Annotated in this window: 15 protein-coding genes; 12 read left to right on the top strand and 3 right to left on the bottom strand. The window is 64.0% G+C overall.

The annotated features are described in order from the left end of the window. Window positions 1–51 precede the first annotated feature (51 nt). Both cbbX and rpe read left to right on the top strand, forming a co-directional pair. Complete coding sequence (cbbX, locus tag EK416_RS05515; RefSeq protein WP_425376110.1) at window positions 52–972, top strand: CbbX protein; 921 nt, start codon at window positions 52–54, stop codon at window positions 970–972. Window positions 973–992: 20 nt separating this feature from the next. Beyond that, entirely contained in the window at window positions 993–1,658 is a 666-nt protein-coding gene (gene rpe / locus EK416_RS05510; RefSeq protein ID WP_127076508.1) for a ribulose-phosphate 3-epimerase, read from the top strand. 52 nt (window positions 1,659–1,710) lie between these two features. On the opposite strand, the gene EK416_RS05505 is transcribed toward rpe, so the two are convergent. Continuing rightward, window positions 1,711–2,346 carry a hypothetical protein gene (locus EK416_RS05505; protein WP_127076507.1) on the bottom strand — a complete coding sequence of 212 codons (636 nt, stop codon included), beginning with the start codon at window positions 2,344–2,346 and terminating at the stop codon, window positions 1,711–1,713. 270 nt (window positions 2,347–2,616) lie between these two features. On the opposite strand from EK416_RS05505, the gene EK416_RS05500 reads away from it, so the two are divergent. The 6 genes from EK416_RS05500 to EK416_RS05475 all read left to right on the top strand — a co-directional run bounded on the left by EK416_RS05500 (window position 2,617) and on the right by EK416_RS05475 (window position 9,447). Then, window positions 2,617–3,657, top strand: a complete 1,041-nt coding sequence (locus EK416_RS05500) for an aminotransferase class I/II-fold pyridoxal phosphate-dependent enzyme (RefSeq protein WP_164729873.1) — start codon at window positions 2,617–2,619, stop codon at window positions 3,655–3,657. A 140-nt stretch (window positions 3,658–3,797) separates the two neighbouring features. After that, window positions 3,798–4,781, top strand: a complete 984-nt coding sequence (locus EK416_RS05495) for an ArsR/SmtB family transcription factor (protein WP_127076505.1) — start codon at window positions 3,798–3,800, stop codon at window positions 4,779–4,781. After that, the gene (metF, locus tag EK416_RS05490; RefSeq protein WP_127076504.1) at window positions 4,778–5,683 is read left to right on the top strand and encodes a methylenetetrahydrofolate reductase [NAD(P)H]; all 906 of its coding nucleotides are present in this window, start codon (window positions 4,778–4,780) and stop codon (window positions 5,681–5,683) included. Before EK416_RS05495 ends, metF begins: the two co-directional genes overlap by 4 nt. A gap of 10 nt (window positions 5,684–5,693) precedes the next feature. Next, complete coding sequence (locus tag EK416_RS05485) at window positions 5,694–6,755, top strand: homocysteine S-methyltransferase family protein (protein ID WP_127076503.1); 1,062 nt, start codon at window positions 5,694–5,696, stop codon at window positions 6,753–6,755. Between the two features lie 182 nt (window positions 6,756–6,937). After that, window positions 6,938–8,419 (top strand): circularly permuted type 2 ATP-grasp protein, encoded by a 1,482-nt coding sequence (locus tag EK416_RS05480; protein ID WP_127076502.1) that lies wholly within the window; start codon window positions 6,938–6,940, stop codon window positions 8,417–8,419. Further along, window positions 8,416–9,447, top strand: coding sequence for an alpha-E domain-containing protein (locus tag EK416_RS05475; RefSeq protein WP_127076501.1), 1,032 nt, complete (start codon window positions 8,416–8,418; stop codon window positions 9,445–9,447). Before EK416_RS05480 ends, EK416_RS05475 begins: the two co-directional genes overlap by 4 nt. A gap of 178 nt (window positions 9,448–9,625) precedes the next feature. On the opposite strand, the gene phbB is transcribed toward EK416_RS05475, so the two are convergent. Together phbB and EK416_RS05465 are read right to left on the bottom strand one after the other, a co-directional pair. After that, window positions 9,626–10,351: an acetoacetyl-CoA reductase gene (gene phbB / locus EK416_RS05470; protein WP_127076500.1), complete on the bottom strand. Its 726-nt coding sequence runs from the start codon at window positions 10,349–10,351 to the stop codon at window positions 9,626–9,628. A 353-nt stretch (window positions 10,352–10,704) separates the two neighbouring features. Then, complete coding sequence (locus EK416_RS05465) at window positions 10,705–11,895, bottom strand: acetyl-CoA C-acetyltransferase (protein ID WP_127076499.1); 1,191 nt, start codon at window positions 11,893–11,895, stop codon at window positions 10,705–10,707. Between the two features lie 215 nt (window positions 11,896–12,110). Here EK416_RS05465 and phaR point away from each other — a divergent pair, with 215 nt between their 5' ends. The 4 genes from phaR (at window position 12,111) to tcuB (ending at window position 15,925) form a co-directional block, all read left to right on the top strand. Further along, complete coding sequence (gene phaR / locus EK416_RS05460; RefSeq protein ID WP_245433948.1) at window positions 12,111–12,809, top strand: polyhydroxyalkanoate synthesis repressor PhaR; 699 nt, start codon at window positions 12,111–12,113, stop codon at window positions 12,807–12,809. Between the two features lie 121 nt (window positions 12,810–12,930). After that, window positions 12,931–13,524, top strand: a complete 594-nt coding sequence (locus tag EK416_RS05455) for an RBBP9/YdeN family alpha/beta hydrolase (protein WP_127076498.1) — start codon at window positions 12,931–12,933, stop codon at window positions 13,522–13,524. Window positions 13,525–13,551: 27 nt separating this feature from the next. After that, window positions 13,552–14,793: an FAD-dependent tricarballylate dehydrogenase TcuA gene (gene tcuA / locus EK416_RS05450; RefSeq protein WP_127076497.1), complete on the top strand. Its 1,242-nt coding sequence runs from the start codon at window positions 13,552–13,554 to the stop codon at window positions 14,791–14,793. After that, entirely contained in the window at window positions 14,780–15,925 is a 1,146-nt protein-coding gene (tcuB, locus tag EK416_RS05445; RefSeq protein WP_127076496.1) for a tricarballylate utilization 4Fe-4S protein TcuB, read from the top strand. The genes tcuA and tcuB overlap by 14 nt, the downstream gene beginning before the upstream one ends.

Below are 15,925 nucleotides of genomic sequence, written 5' to 3'. Positions count from 1 at the left end.
GCGGATCATTCGCTTGTGCGGGCGTGTCGGCCCATGGAGGAAGACGTGAGCGTGACGGCGGAACAGAACGAAAAGACGGCGGCGAACGAGACGATCGATCTGCGCCGCGACTATGAGGAATCGGGCGTCGGCGAGGTGCTCGACCAACTCGACCGCGAACTGATCGGGCTGAAGCCGGTCAAGACGCGCCTGCGCGAGATCGCGGCGCTGCTGCTTGTGGAGCGGGCGCGAAAGCGGCTCGGACTCGTCAACGAAGCACCGACCCTGCATATGAGCTTCACCGGCAATCCCGGCACCGGCAAGACGACCGTCGCCATGCGCATGGCGAATATCCTGCACCGCCTCGGCTATGTGCGGCGTGGCCAGCTCGTTTCCGTGACGCGCGACGATCTTGTCGGCCAGTATATCGGCCATACCGCGCCGAAGACGAAGGAAGTTCTCAAGAAGGCGATGGGCGGCGTGCTGTTCATCGATGAGGCGTATTACCTCTATCGCCCGGAGAACGAGCGCGACTACGGGCAGGAATCCATCGAGATCCTGCTCCAGGTGATGGAGAACCAGCGCGAGGACCTCGTCGTGATCCTCGCGGGCTATGCGGACCGAATGGACAAGTTCTTCACCGCGAACCCAGGCTTCCGCAGCCGCATCGCCCATCACATCGACTTTCCGGACTACGCCGACGACGAGTTGCTCCAGATCGCGGACAAGATGCTGGAGCACCAGAATTATCACCTGTCGCCGGATGCGAAGATTGCGCTTGCCGACTATATCGAGAAGCGCCGCCAGCAGCCGCATTTCTCCAACGCGCGGTCCATCCGCAATGCGCTCGACCGCGCGCGGCTTCGTCAGGCGAACCGGCTGTTCGCGCACACGGGCGGGGCGTTGACCGCCAACCAGCTTTCGGAAATAACGGCCGAAGACATTCTTGCGAGCCGCGTCTTCAAGGTCGCTGCCGAAAGCCAGAACCAATAACGAAACAACAGGATACGCCCATGTCCTCGCTCCCGCTCATCGCGCCGTCCATCCTCTCCGCAGACTTCGCCCGCTTCGGCGAGGAAGTGCGCGCCATCGACGAAGCGGGCGCCGACTGGGTGCATGTCGATGTGATGGATGGCCATTTCGTGCCGAACATCACGTTCGGGCCCCGGCTCGTGGAGTGTATCCGGCCGTGGACGAAGAAGCCGCTCGACGTGCATCTGATGATTGCGCCTGCCGACCCCTATCTCGAAGCGTTCGCGAAGGCCGGTTCCGACATCATCACCGTGCATGCGGAAGCCGGGCCGCATCTCGACCGTTCGCTTCAGGTGATCCGGGGGCTCGGCAAGAAGGCGGGCGTCTCGCTCAACCCGTCGACGCCCGAAAGCGTCATCGAATATGTGCTCGACAAGATCGATCTCGTGCTGGTGATGAGCGTCAACCCCGGTTTCGGGGGGCAGGCGTTCCTGCCGTCGCAGGTGGAGAAGGTGCGGCGCATCGCGGCGATGATTCAGGGCCGCCCGATTGCGCTTGAGGTGGACGGCGGCGTCACGCCGGAAACCGCGCCACAACTTGTTCAGGCGGGCGCGACCGCGCTCGTGGCGGGCTCGGCTGTGTTCAAGGGCGGCGAATACGCGAAGAACATCGCCGCGATCCGCGACGCGTGCCTTCTGACGGCTTGATCGCGGAACCGGCAGCGAGGCGCTACGCAGCGCCCCCCGCTCGGGCCATACCTTATCCGCCGAAGGAGAACGCCCAGTTGAAGCCGCCGGGCGCGGTCACGGTTGCCGTGAACGGCTTCGCGGGCACGAGCGCCGTGCTTTTCTGCGGCGCGGGCGTCTGCTGCGGAGCGGCGGGCTGCCAGATTTTCGTCCACACGTTGAAGCTCTCGGCGACGGCACCCCAGGTGTCGAAAGCGGCTTTCGTCGCAGCCGGGTTGAACCATGGATTGAGCGACGTCCACTGAGCCGCGAGGCTGCCCGGCTCAAAGCTTGTCAGCGGCGCCAGCAATTGCGGTTGCGACCATTGCGGGATGGCGGACGCGGGCGGCTTGAGCCCGAACGCAGCATAAGCCTGCGTAACGGCGGCGGAGGTTTCGCGCGCAGCGCGTTCGAAGGCCAGCGCGGCGGCGATCTGCGTGAACAGCAGATTGGCCCGGTTGCCCAATGCCTCGTAATGTCTGGCCCAGAACGCAATCGCCTCACGCAGAAAGTCGACGAACACATCGCCGAAATCGCGAGGGCGAACAGGTTCGGGTTTCGGCAGCGGGGCGGAGGCCCAGGGCGCTGCGAAATAATTGACGGACGCGCGGGACGACGGCGAGGCAGACTGAGACTGCGCCGCCGACGCGAATGCAAGAAATGGAAACATGGCTGTCGCCCTTTGCGTCAAATATATCTTGTCCGCGACATTAACGCAATCTATGCTGCGCTGCAATAAGTATAGTTTGATGATTGTGCGGTGCACAACGGGCCGCGTTGCCAAATGCCGGGTGACGGGCCGCGCCAGTCCCTTGAATTGCGTCAATTGCCGGAGTCTGCAGGCTTTCGGCGGTTTCCCGTCATTGCCTTTTCCGCACGCCCGGACTTTATAAGGCACGAAGGCGCCCGGATCGGCGCTGCGGTGAACCGAGTGCGCAGCATGGCTTTCCTTTTCCGTCCCGCCGATAAAATCGATCCCCGTTTCGTCGAAGCTGCGGGACGCCTCGACCTTGCCCGCTCGCTCTATCCCGATGCTGAGGCGCGCTGGCTCGATCTGTCGCGCGCGACTGCGCCATGGTCTTTTCCGGCGCCCAGGCTCGGCGACGACGAGTTTGCGCGCGGCACGGACGCGGACGCCATCGCGGCGCTTGCCGTTCTCGCCGCGAAGACCTACCGGGTCCCGCCTTCGGTGGAGGTGGTGCCTGTGCCTGGCGCCGATGCGGGCTTGCGCCTGCTGCCGTGGCTCTACCGCTCGCCCAAGCGCGTGGCTTTTCTGGCGCCCGTCGATGCCGGGCTGCGGGCGGCGTGGGAGGCCGCCGGGCACTCGACGGCGAAAATCGCCTCGATCGCAGCTGTCGGCAAGGCGGACATTCTCGTCGTGGACAATCCCGGCCACGCAGATGGCCGCATCGCGGCGCATGCTGAACTCGCCGCCGCGCTGCCCGCGCTCAAGCGCCGCGACGGCTTGCTCGTCATCGATGAAACGCTTGCCGATACGGACGACCGCGCTTCGATCCTGCCATCCGTCGCGCGGCTCGATTCAACGGTCGTGCTGCGGTCCGCGAATGCTTTCAATGGCGCAGGTGGCCTTCCGCTCGGCTTCGCGATCACATCGCATCCCATCGCGGAGCGGTTTCGCGCGGCACTCGGACCGGATGCGGTGTCGGCTGAGGCCGTTGCGTTCGGCAGGGCCGCGCTGGCGGATAGGGATTTCGCGGCGGAGCATCGCGCGCGGCTCGCGGAGATGGGGGGGAAGCTTGAAGTTGCGCTCATGCGCGCAGGTCTGCGCATCGCAGGCGGCACTCTGCTGTTTCGGCTTGCGGGGACCGACATGCCACATTCGCTGTTCCACAGGCTCGCGCGTGCGGGCATTCTGACGCGCCCGTTCCCAAAGCTGGACGCGCTCCGCTTCTCCCTTCCCAAGGATGATGTCGACCTCGCGCGCCTTCAGGCAGCTCTTGCCGCCTTTGCTTCGGCGTAACCAGCTCTCCTCTTTCCGCGCGCGCCCCTCGCGACCCCCGATATTTTGTCGGGGCTTGACCTCGATGCGCCTTGAAAACATATAAACATATCTTTATAAGCGAGCGACGTGCACAAGGAACCTGCGGCGGCAACCGGGATATGGGCAGTTTCGACGACATCGTGGGATTATTGCGCGCGGCGGGCGAGCCGACGCGGCTGCGCATCCTGCGGCTGCTCCAGCACGGCGAGTTCAACGTCACCGACCTGACGCAGCTTCTCGGCCAAAGCCAGCCTCGCGTGAGCCGCCACATCAAGCTCCTCGCCGACGCCGCGCTGATCGAGCGCTATCAGGAAGGCAGCTTCGTGTTCGTGCGCGCAAGCGGCGATGCTCAGGTGCAAGGGTTTCTTGCGTCGGTTCTGTCGATGGTGGCGCCGGACGATCCGCAATTCGCCCTCGATACCGAACGCGCCGACCAGATCCGGGCGCGCCGCGCCGAACTCGCGCAAGGCTATTTCGATGCGAACGCCGTCCAGTGGGATCGCATCCGCTCGCTGCATGTGCCGGAGCCCGAAGTGGAAGCCGCGATCCTCGACGCGCTGGGCCCCGGCCCGTACGATCTCCTGCTCGATCTCGGCACCGGCACCGGCCGCATTCTCGAACTCGCTGCGGAGCGCGCCGACCGTCTCGTCGGCATCGACACCAACCGCGAAATGCTGAAATGCGCGCGCGTTCGCCTCGAAAGCGCGGGCGCTACGAAATGCAGCGTGCGGCAAGGCGACATCTATAATCTGCCGTTCTCGGAAGGGAGCGCCGGTGCGGTCGTGGTCCATCAGGTGCTGCACTTCCTCGCCTATCCGAAGGCGGCGCTCGCGGAAGCCGTGCGGGTGCTGGAGCCGGATGGCCGCCTCGTCGTGGTGGACTTCGCGCCGCATAATCTCGAATTCCTGCGCGAAGAGCACGCCCATGTACGGCTCGGCTTCGGCGCGGATGAAATCAGGGGCTGGCTCGCGGAATGCGGGCTCGGCGAAACCGCCTATCGCGAACTCAAGGCCAGCCATGCCAGAGAGAAAGCGCTGACGGTGGCAATCTGGTCCGGCAAAAAGAAAGGCGCGGCAGCGCAAAAGTGGAGGGCGGCTTCGTGACGGAAGCAGGAACGCAAAGACGGGCGCACGCGCCGATTTCGGTGAGCTTCGAGTTTTTTCCGCCGAAGACCGACGCGATGGAGGCGTCTCTCTGGCAGGCGATCCGCAAGCTGGAACCGCTCGCGCCGGAATTCGTATCCGTGACCTACGGCGCGGGCGGCTCGACGCGCGAGCGCACCCATTCGACCGTGTCGCGCATCCTCGCCGAGACGTCGCTGAAGCCCGCCGCGCATCTCACCTGCGTCGCGGCCACAAAGGACGAAGTCGATGCCGTCGTGCGCGACTATTGGGAAGCGGGCGTGCGTCACATCGTGGCGTTGCGCGGCGATCCCCCGGCGGGCGCCGGCGCGGCCTATGCGGCGCATCCGGGCGGCTACCAGTCGAGCGCCGACCTCGTCGCTGGGCTGAAGGGCATCGGCGATTTCGAGGTGTCGGTTTCAGCCTATCCCGAGAAGCACCCGGAATCGGCATCGTTCGATGTCGATCTCGATGTGCTTCAGGCGAAGGTGGACGCGGGCGCCACGCGCGCCATCACGCAGTTTTTCTTCGATAACGACCATTATTGGCGCTATCTCGACCGCGTCCGCGCGCGCGGCATCAACATTCCCATCGTGCCGGGGCAGATCCCGATCCACAATTTCAAGCAGATCGCGGGCTTTGCGGCGCGATGCGGCGCGAGCATGCCCCCTTCCGTCGCCGCCCGTTTCGAGGGGCTTGCGGACGATCCGGAAACGACGCAGCTTGTCGCGGCGGCTGTCGCGGCCGAGCAGGTGCAGGATCTCGTGAAAGGCGGCGTGACGGAGTTCCACTTCTACACGCTGAACCGCGCGCCGCTCGTCAATGCGATCTGCCATACGCTCGGCATCAAGCCGCACGTTCCAGCTTCCGCCGCCAACGCATAAGGCCCCGTCCATGAATCGCACCGACCGCATCGCCGCCCTCGAAGCCGCCGCGAAAGAGCGCATCCTCATCCTCGATGGCGGCATGGGCACGATGATCCAGCGCCACAAGCCGACCGAGGCCGACTATCGCGGCGAGCGCTTCAAGGACTGGCCGAGCGACCTCAAGGGCAACAACGACCTTCTGGTGCTGACGCAGCCCGCCATCATCAAGGGCGTGCACGAAGCCTATCTCGAAGCGGGCGCGGACATCGTCGAGACGAACTCGTTCAACGCGCAGCGCATCTCGATGGCCGATTACGGCATGGAAGACCTTTCGGCGGAGATCAATCTGGAGGCGGCGAAGCTCGCGCGCGAGGCGGCGGATGCGTATACGGCGAAGACGCCGGAGAAGCCGCGCTTCGTCGCGGGTTCCATCGGCCCCACGAACCGGACGGCATCGCTCTCGCCGGACGTGAATAACCCCGGCTTTCGCAACATAAGCTTCGACGAACTCGTCGAAGCTTATGAGGAGCAAACGCGTGCGTTGATCGAGGGGGGCGTGGATGCGATCCTGATCGAGACCGTTTTCGACACGCTGAATGCCAAGGCGGCGGGTTTTGCCGCCAAGAAGGCGTTCGACGAAACCGGCGTGGACCTGCCGCTGATGCTTTCCGGCACGGTTACGGATCTTTCGGGCCGCAACCTGTCGGGGCAGACGCCCGAGGCATTCTGGTATTCGCTGCGCCATCTGAAGCCGTTCTCGGTGGGCATGAACTGCGCGTTTGGCGCGGATCAGCTTCGTCCACCCGTCGCGCTCCTGTCGAAGGTCGCCGACACTTATATGAGCGTTTACGCAAATGCGGGCCTGCCGAACGCCATGGGCGAATACGACGAATCGCCCGAGTCGATGGCGCGCGCGATGGCATCCTGGGCGGCGGACGGGCTTTTGAACATCGTCGGCGGCTGCTGCGGCACGACGCCCGATCACATCGCCGCGATTGCGAAGGCCGTTGCGCCCTATCCGCCCCGCCGTGTCCCCGCGCTTGAGCCGCGCCTTCGGCTTTCCGGTCTCGAAGCGTTCGTTCAAGGCTGAGACTATACTGGGCGATCGAGAAGAAAATGCGCAGAAACTAAGCATTCTGCTCAGCTTTTCATCTGAAAATTATATACCGGCCTAGTAGCGTGCTGTGATAGTCTCGTGACTGACATTGGCTCGAGTCTTTCCCTCCTCACGCATCGGCGATGACGGCTGACGTTCCCCGGGGGCCTTCCTGCATGGCGACGATCACAGCGCTAAAAAATCCATCCACCGTAGCCCCGCTCGACAACTACAATGCGGGGCAATTTTATTGCGAACTTCTGGGCTCGCCGGATAGCCGCAATCGCCATCTCACCGCGCTGTGGCATCGACTTCAGCAACTCGAGCTTGTTCAGCTTCGCGAACGCGCGGCGGATGCGGAGCGCGAGCTTTTCAACCTTGGCATTACTTTCACCGTCTACAGCGACCGTACGGCCATCGACCGCATCCTGCCGTTCGACGTGATCCCGCGCGTGATCACCGCCGAGGACTGGAAGACGCTCGACAAGGGCGTGAAGCAGCGCATCAAGGCGCTGAACCTCTTCCTGTGGGATGTCTATCACGACCGCAAGATCCTGAAGGACGGCGTCGTTCCCGAAGACCTCGTGCTCGGCAATGCGAATTACCGGCCCGAGATGATCGGCTACGATCCCCCTTGCGGCACATACATCCACATCGGCGGCATCGATGTCATCCGCGACCCGCGCGGCGAGTTCTACGTCCTGGAGGATAACGGCCGCACGCCGTCGGGCGTTTCCTACGTGGTGGAAAACCGGCATCTGATGCAACGCGCCTTCCCCGACCTCATGCACGGCTTTGCCATCGAAAGCGTGTCGGAATACGGCACGCAACTCGGCGACAAGCTCATCGAATGCGCCCCCATCGGCGTGAGCGAGCCGCAGATCGTGCTGCTTTCGCCCGGCGTCTTCAACTCGGCCTATTTCGAGCATGTGTTTCTCGCGCGCGAGATCGGCATACCGCTGGTCGAGGGCCGCGACCTGTTCGTGGACGACGACAAGGTGTTCATGAAGACCGTGTCGGGCCCGAAGCCGGTGCATGTCATCTATCGCCGCCTGAACGACGATTACCTCGATCCTGAAGCCTTCCGCCCCGAGAGCGCGCTCGGTGTGAAAGGCCTCATGCGCGCCGTGCGCAAGGGCAATGTCACGCTCGCGAACGCGGTCGGCACCGGCGTTGCCGACGACAAGGCCGTTTATGCCTATCTGCCGCGCATCATCAAATACTACCTCGACGAAGAACCGGTTCTGCCGAATGTGCAGACCAACATCTGCCGCGAGAAGGACGGCCTCGGTTACACGCTCGACAACCTCGACAAGCTCGTGGTGAAGCCGGTGGGCGAGTCGGGCGGTTACGGCATCTGCGTCGGACCGAAAGCGACCAAGGCCGAGATCGACCTGTGCCGCGACCAGCTCAAGGCCGATCCATCGAATTACATCAGCCAGCCGATGATCGAGCTTTCCGTGTGCCCGACGCTCACCGATCAGGGCGTGGAACCGCGCCATGTCGACCTGCGCCCCTTCGCCGTCACGGGCAAGGAGACCTGGGTTCTGCCGGGAGGGCTGACGCGCGTCGCGCTCAAACGCGGGTCGATCATCGTTAATTCGAGTCAGGGCGGTGGCACCAAGGACACCTGGGTGTTGAAGGAGGACAACGCGTGAGCAGCCTCCTTTCCCGGCATGCGGAGAGCGTTTTCTGGATGGCGCGCTATTTCGAGCGCACGGAAAGTCTCGGCCGCATCATCGAGACGCAAACTTCCTTTCAGCGGGGCCGCGTGGACGACAATGGCTGGGCCTGGATCGTCGCGCTTTATTCCGACGAGCAGGCCTTCGCGAAAGCCTTCCCCGAGGCGAATGCGGAGAACGTGATCCGCTTCTACATGGCGCACGCGGAAAACCCCGGCTCGATCCAGTCGTCGATCAGGTCGGCGCGGGAGAATGCGCGCGCGCTTCGGCCGATGCTGTCCATCGACATGTGGTATCAGCTCAACGACTTCTGCAATCGCGTGTTTGCCTTCAGCAACACCGATCTTTCCGAAGTGCGCCTGTCGCGCACCTGCGACGCGATCAAGCGCGGGTGTTATGCGCAGATCGGCGTTGCGGAGAACACGCTTTATCACGACGAGACGTGGCCGTTTTTCCGGATCGGCCTCTTTCTCGAACGCGCGGACCAGACGAGCCGTCTTCTCGATGTGCGCTTTGCCCAGCAGCAGACGGGGCTGGCGGCCGACGAAGGTCATTACGATCATACCTTCTGGTCGATTCTCTTGCGCGCCGCGTCCGCCTATCACGCCTATCGGCGCGTCTATCCCCGGCATATCGAGCCGCGCGAAGTCGCCCGCTTCCTGATATTCGATCCTCGTCTGCCGCGATCCATCGCTTATTGCCTCGGCGAGATCCAGGCGATGATCGAACTGCTGCGTCGCAATTTCGGCCTGCGCAATGCCGGACCCGCCGCGGAGCGCGTGGACGCGATGATCGAGGGGCTTCAGACGGCGAGCAACGACGACAACCTTCTGCAGAACCTGCACGGGTTCAACGACTGGGTGCAGTCGAGCCTCATTCATCTGAACGACGAACTTGGCTTGGCCTTCTTCGGCTATGCGAAAGCGCCGGAGGCGCCCGTTATCCTGCCCGCCGCCGCGATCGGCCAGACGCAGTCCCAATCCCAGACGCAGGCGGCACGGTAGAACATATCGCCTTTTGATTGGATCAGAAGCACGTTCTATCTTTGTCTCTCGTCCCGCGTCTTTACATCACGGCAGCAAGCATTCAATTGAATGCTACATGGCGTCTTGGTGTTTCGTCGCCGCCAATCCATAAAAAAGCCGGGCGTTGCCCGGCTTCTGCTTGCGTCTATGGCTTGCTTTACGTCGCGATATACTGGCCGCCATTCGCGGTGATCGTCGCGCCTGTGATGAAGCCCGCATCGCGGCTCGCAAGGAACGACACGCACTTCGCGATTTCCTGCGCCTTGCCGAGACGGCCGACCGGGATCTGCGCGATGATGCTTTCGAGCACGTTGCCGGGCACGGCCTGCACCATCTCCGTGTCGATATAGCCCGGCGCCACGACGTTTACCGTGATGCCCTTCTTCGCGTTCTCCTGCGCAAGAGCCTTCGTGAAGCCGATCACGCCCGCCTTGGCGGCGGAGTAGTTCGTCTGGCCCATCTGACCCTTCTGGCCGTTGATGGACGAGATGCTGATGATGCGGCCGTAATTTCGCTCGCGCATGCCGTTGATGACCGGCTGCACGGTGTTGAACAGGCTGTCGAGGTCCACGCGGATCACTTCGCGCCATTGCTGCGGCGTCATGCGGTGCAGCATCGCGTCGCGCGTGATGCCCGCGTTATTGACGATGACGTCGATGGGGCCGACTTCCTTCTCGACCTGCGCGAGGCCCGCCACGCTGGCTTCGTAGTCGCCCACGTCCCACTTGAAGACGGGAATGCCGGTTTCCGCGTTGAACTTCTGTGCCGCCTCATCGTTGCCAGCGTAGTTCGCCGCCACACGGAAGCCGTGATGCTTCAGATCGACGGAAATAGCGGCTCCGATGCCGCGCGTGCCGCCCGTAATGAGTGCTACCTTGCTCAACGTTCCCTCCGTAACAATAAAGTGTGTTGCTTTGAGTCTAGCTTTTTCGCCGAAGGATTGTAACCGAGACGAAAGTTTCCCGCGGAGGGCAAAGCTCCGCGGAAGGCCTGGTAGATCGTCCCATCTCTGCTTGCTGCATCAGAGTTGCACAGAGAGCTTGCGTCGGCTTGGCATCGTGAGGCCGCCACGCGGGTCAGATCTTCAAGCTGTACGCCAAACCGGACTATATGCGGCAAGCTTAAGACAATAGCCGGGCGCCCAGAGACTTTCGGCGACAAGGGATATGCACCGCCGGGAAGCGCCGCGCATATCCCGCGTCTGTGCCGGGGCGCTCGCACCCCGGCATTGGACCACTAGTCGCGCTCCACGCAAAGGGCGATGCCCATGCCGCCGCCGATACAAAGCGTGGCAAGCCCCTTCTTCGCGTCGCGGCGCTTCAGCTCGTGAAGGAGCGTCGTGAGAATGCGGGCGCCCGACGCGCCGATGGGGTGGCCGATGGCGATTGCACCGCCGTTGACGTTCACCTTCTCGACATCCCAGCCGAGGCCCTTGTTGACGGCGGCGGCCTGCGCGGCGAACGCCTCGTTTGCCTCGATAAGGTCGAGGTCGTCCTTGGTCCAGCCGGCCTTTTCGAGCGCGCGCTTGGATGCCGGGATCGGGCCGGTGCCCATGATGGACGGGTCGACGCCCGCCGTCGCGAACGACGCGATGCGCGCGAGCGGCTCGATGCCACGCTTCTCGGCTTCCGAGCGCTTCAACACCACGAGCGCCGCCGCGCCGTCGTTGATGCCGCTCGCGTTGCCCGCAGTGACGGTGCCTTCCTTCGGGTTGAAGGCCGGGCGAAGCTTCGCGAGGTCTTCCACTGTGGCATTGTCGCGAATGAATTCGTCTTCGGCGAACACGACCTCACCCTTGCGCGTCTTGATCGTGACGGGGATGATCTCATCCTTGAATCGTCCGGCCTTCCTGGCCGCGGCGGCCTTGTGCTGCGACGCGAGAGCCAGCGCGTCCTGATCCTCGCGGGTGATCTGCCACTGGCGCGCTACGTTCTCGGCCGTGATGCCCATGTGATAGCCGTTGAAGGCGTCCCACAGGCCGTCCTTGATCATGCTGTCGATGAATTCGAGGTTGCCCATGCGCTGGCCGTTGCGCAGATGCGCGACATGGGGCGAGAGGCTCATGTTCTCCTGTCCGCCCGCGACCACGATATCGCTGTCGCCGTTCTTGATCGCCTGCGCCGCCATCGCGACGGTGCGCAGGCCCGACCCGCAGACGAAATTGACGGTCATGGCGGTGGTTTCGATCGGCAGCGACGCTCCGATGGAGGCTTGACGCGCCGGGTTCTGCCCCTGACCCGCCGTCAGCACTTGTCCGAGGATCACCTCGGAGACTTCGCTCGGATCGACATTTGCACGCTTCAGCGCTTCGGTGATGACGATCCGCCCGAGTTCATGCGCGGGAAGCGTGGCAAGGCTCCCATTGAATGAGCCGACCGGAGTGCGCGCCGCGCTTGCGATGACGATGTCGTCGTCGTGCCTTGCCATGGTTGTCTTCCTTTCGAGCCTTATGTTTTGGCGCGAAGCTTAACAACATTGAACCTGCGCCGGTATGACCAAATAGGCGGAATTGCAAGGCGCACCGCGATGCGAAAAGCTGTCAGGCGGCAATGCAAGAGAAATCTCGCGGGTGCGAAAAAAAATCGCGCAAAGCTGAAACTTGCTTTATGATGGTATCACTATAATCCAACAGGCAACAATAGATGAACAAACCTGCGGAAAAGCTGTCTCCGGAAAGCGGATACGGGGAGGGTGCAAAGCCCATTCCTTTGAGCGCTGCGGGCAAAAAAGCCTTGGAATGCGACAAGTCCAAGCCTGTCATCATCAAGAAATACGCGAACCGCCGTCTCTACAATACGGAGACGAGCAGCTATGTCACGCTTGAAGATCTTGGCGAAATGGTTCGCTCCGAGCGGGATTTTCTCGTTTACGACGCGAAGACCGGCGAAGACCTGACCCACACCGTGCTTACGCAGATCATCGTGGAAGAGGAAGGCAAGTCAGGCTCGAACCTGCTGCCCATCGGCTTCCTGCGGCAGCTGATTCGCTTCTATGGTCACTCCATCGAACAGCTGGTGCCGAAATATCTCGAATACAGCCTGACGGCGCTGACCCGCGAACAGGAAAAATACCACAAGCAGTTCACCGATACTTTCGGCAACGTCGCCTTCGGAGCGATGCAGGAGCAGGCTCGCCAGAACATGGCGATCTTCGAGCGCGCTTTCGCGATGTTCGCGCCGTTCGCAAAGATCGAATCCCCGGCCGAGGGAGAAAAGCCGCAGGCCGCGAAGGCGACCGAGGCTGCCTCGACGCCGGAGCTTGCGGAATTGAAGACCCAGCTCGCAGCCATGCAGGCGCAGATAGATCGCCTGACGAAAGCGAAGGAAGAGGAAAAACGCTAGAGCCCGTTCCGATGTGATTGAACCGCAGTCGATCGAAGAGTGAACCGGTTTCCTCGTCCTTTTCACTTGGGCCGCTTCAGACGGGTCTTGCGAGCGAGCTTGATAAAGGCGCTTCATTGGGATGCATGAAATTATTTCGCTTCCCGGCTACGGCGGTTCGGGCGCGGCGCACTGGCAAACGCTTTGGGAGGCCGCACCCTCGTCAATCCGTCGGTTTTGTCCCACCGACTGGTATCGTCCCGAACTCGCCGACTGGCTTCGCGCCCTCGATACATCCGTTGGCGAAGGGCGCGAGCCGCCCGTCCTGATTGCGCACAGCCTCTCCTGCCTCCTCGTAGCTCACTGGGCGGTGCGCGCCCGCAGCACGATTCGCGGTGCGTTTCTCGTGGCTCCGCCAAACCCCGCTTCTCGGTCGTTTCCCGCCGCGGCGGTGTCCTTCGGAGACTTTCCCCGAGAGAGGCTTCCGTTTCCCGCGCAAGTCATCGCCAGCAGCAACGACCCCTTCGGCTCGATCGAATACGCCCGGGAACTCGCGCTTGCCTGGGGCGCGGAGTTCGTGGACGCGGGCGCGCTCGGACATATCAATGCCGAAAGCGGCATCGGCGACTGGCGCGAGGGCCGAGCGCTATTCGACGTGTTTTGCGCGCGCATCGCAGGGGCGGCAGATCTCGCGGGCGCAAGGCGCTGGCAGCACGAGGAAAATTCCTATATGTGAGGGCAACCCTCAACTTCCTCGCGCGGCATGACAGGCGCACTTCCCGAACAGGTTCTGGTCATCGGCGGCGGTCTGGCCGCGCTTGCGGCTGCGATATCCGCGCGTCGTGCCGGCGCTCGCGTAACGATGCTCGAAGCCGCTCCCCGCGAGCTTCGCGGCGGCAACACGCGGCATTCGCGCAATCTTCGTATCGCGCATGACGGGCCGACCGCGCAGATCCCAGGCTCCTACAGCGAAGACGAGTTCATGGCCGACCTCGCCAAGGCGAGCGAGGGCAGGGCAGACCCGGCTCTCTCGCGGCTGCTCGCGCGCGCATCGAGCGATCTGCCCGGCTGGCTCGCCGCGCAGGGAATAGTGTTCCAGAAACGGGACATCCCTCATTCGCGCAAGACCGCGTTTTTCCTCGGTGGCGGCAAAGCGGCGGTGAACGCGCTATATGCGACGGCGGAGCGGCTCGGCGTGCGCGTTCTTTACGGCGCGGGCGTCGACAGCGTGGACCTCGGGAGCGGTGCAGCGAAGCCGTTTCATCCCTGCGCGACGGTGATCGCTTGCGGCGGTATGCAGGCGGCCATGCAAGCCGCGCGGCCGGGCTTCATCAATCGCGGCACGCCCTACGCGCGAGGCGAGGTCTTGCGCCAGGCGCTGGCGGACGGGGCCGAAGCCACAGGCGACGCGGACGCGGCGCATCTGGTGGCGGTCGACGCCCGCTCGCCGCATGCCGACGGCGGCATCGTTACCCGGGTAGACGGAATGGAATACGGCATGGCGGTCGACGCGCGCGGCGCGCGCTTCGCGGACGAGACCGCCGTCACCGGCCCGACACGTTACGCGACGTGGGGCCGCCTCGTCGCCGATCTGCCGGAGCGAAGCGCCGCCCTCGTTCTCGACGCACTCGGCATCGAACGCGCCCCGCTTTCTGTGTTTCCGCCGCTCGAAGCGCCGACGCTCCCGGAGCTTGCGGAACGGATCGGCGCGGACGCAGCCACGCTGGAGGCATCCGCGCGCGAAGCCGGCCGCGTGACGCGCCCGCCGTTCTTCGCTTTCCCGATGCGGCCCGGCATCACGTTTACCTGCTTTGGGCTTCGGGTCGACGAAACCGCGCGCGTCGTGCGGCGCGACGGATCGCCCTGTGTGAACGTCTTTGCGGCGGGCATGATCATGGCTCCGAATATTCTGGGCACGGGCTACGTGGCGGGCGGCGGCATGACCGTCGGGGCGGTGTTCGGGCGCATCGCGGGAGAGGAGGCGGCCCGTCATGCGCTCGCCTGAAACGCCGCCATCGGGAAGCCTCGCGCCGCTGGCGGAAGCACGCCGCATTGCCACGATCTGCGCCGTCTGCAACTATTGCAATGGCTTCTGCGAGGCGATGCGGGCCATCGAGAGGCGGGGAGATCACCTGTCCCGCCGCGCTGCTGCCGCTGCGTCGCCGCGTGAGGATCGCGAACGAGGCGGCAGAGGCAAGAGCGTCGCGGCCCCCGCCTTCAGCGATGGCGACATCGCCTATATCGCGCATCTCTGCCACAATTGCGGAAACTGCCTTACCTCGTGCCAATATGCGCCACCGCATGTCTTCGCGGTGGATGCGCCGAGGGCGCTGGCGGAGGTGCGGAGCCTTTCCTGGAAGGAACGGCCATGGTTGGCGCTCGCGATCTTCGTCGCGGTTGTCGCGCTGACCGTCGTGCTCGTCCCGTGGGGCACGCTCACCGCCCGGCACTCGGGCGAGGGCGCATTTTACGCGGTCATCCCGTGGGCGACGATGACGGCGGCGGCGTTGGCCCCGTTTCTGTTCGGGACGGCTCTGGTCGGGGCCCGCGTCGCGCGGTTCTGGCGCGCTCTTTCGCGTCCCGACGACGTGCGCCGCGGCGGCTCCGCGTGGCGCGCGATCCCTCTTGCGATCCGCGATGTGGCGAGTTTGCGAAACCTCGAAGGCGGAGGCATTCCCTGCGAGAGAAGCATCGCACGGCGCTTCCTTCACCACGCGCTCGCATACGGCTTCCTGCTGTGCTTCGCGGCAACCTGCACCGCAACCCTCTATCATCACGGCTTCGGCTGGCTCGCGCCCTATCCGCTGTCGAGTCTGCCCGTGATCCTCGGCACTGTCGGCGGCATCGGCATGGTGATTGGCGCGGCGGGGCTCGCCGTGGCGCGCAGGGGCGGCGGCACCGCCTTCGACAACACCGGCGATTTCGTCCTGCTGGCCCAGCTTTTCGCCGTTGCGGCGTCCGGCCTCGCGCTCTTGGCCTTGCGCGACACGCCCGCGATGGGGCTGCTTCTCGCGGTGCATCTCGGCACCGTGCTGGGCTTCTTCGCAACGCTTCCTTTCGGCCGATTGGCACACGCGCCGTATCGCCTGACAGCGCTTCTCAAGGCGGCGATGGAGCGAAAGGCGGACGGTGCCTGA

The sequence above is a fragment of the Rhodomicrobium lacus genome, from assembly GCF_003992725.1.
Classification (GTDB): domain Bacteria; phylum Pseudomonadota; class Alphaproteobacteria; order Rhizobiales; family Rhodomicrobiaceae; genus Rhodomicrobium; species Rhodomicrobium lacus.
The sequence above is the reverse complement of the archived record's forward strand: the minus strand, read 5'-3'. Positions and strand labels throughout refer to the sequence as shown.

Coding starts and splice junctions, on each gene's coding strand:
- rpe (WP_127076508.1), top strand. CDS start 993: ATGTCCTCGCTCCCGCTCATCGCGCCGTCCATCCTCTCCGCAGACTTC.
- EK416_RS05505 (WP_127076507.1), bottom strand. CDS start 2,346: ATGTTTCCATTTCTTGCATTCGCGTCGGCGGCGCAGTCTCAGTCTGCC.
- EK416_RS05500 (WP_164729873.1), top strand. CDS start 2,617: ATGGCTTTCCTTTTCCGTCCCGCCGATAAAATCGATCCCCGTTTCGTC.
- EK416_RS05495 (WP_127076505.1), top strand. CDS start 3,798: ATGGGCAGTTTCGACGACATCGTGGGATTATTGCGCGCGGCGGGCGAG.
- EK416_RS05485 (WP_127076503.1), top strand. CDS start 5,694: ATGAATCGCACCGACCGCATCGCCGCCCTCGAAGCCGCCGCGAAAGAG.
- EK416_RS05480 (WP_127076502.1), top strand. CDS start 6,938: ATGGCGACGATCACAGCGCTAAAAAATCCATCCACCGTAGCCCCGCTC.
- EK416_RS05465 (WP_127076499.1), bottom strand. CDS start 11,895: ATGGCAAGGCACGACGACGACATCGTCATCGCAAGCGCGGCGCGCACT.
- phaR (WP_245433948.1), top strand. CDS start 12,111: ATGAACAAACCTGCGGAAAAGCTGTCTCCGGAAAGCGGATACGGGGAG.
- EK416_RS05455 (WP_127076498.1), top strand. CDS start 12,931: ATGCATGAAATTATTTCGCTTCCCGGCTACGGCGGTTCGGGCGCGGCG.
- tcuA (WP_127076497.1), top strand. CDS start 13,552: ATGACAGGCGCACTTCCCGAACAGGTTCTGGTCATCGGCGGCGGTCTG.
- tcuB (WP_127076496.1), top strand. CDS start 14,780: ATGCGCTCGCCTGAAACGCCGCCATCGGGAAGCCTCGCGCCGCTGGCG.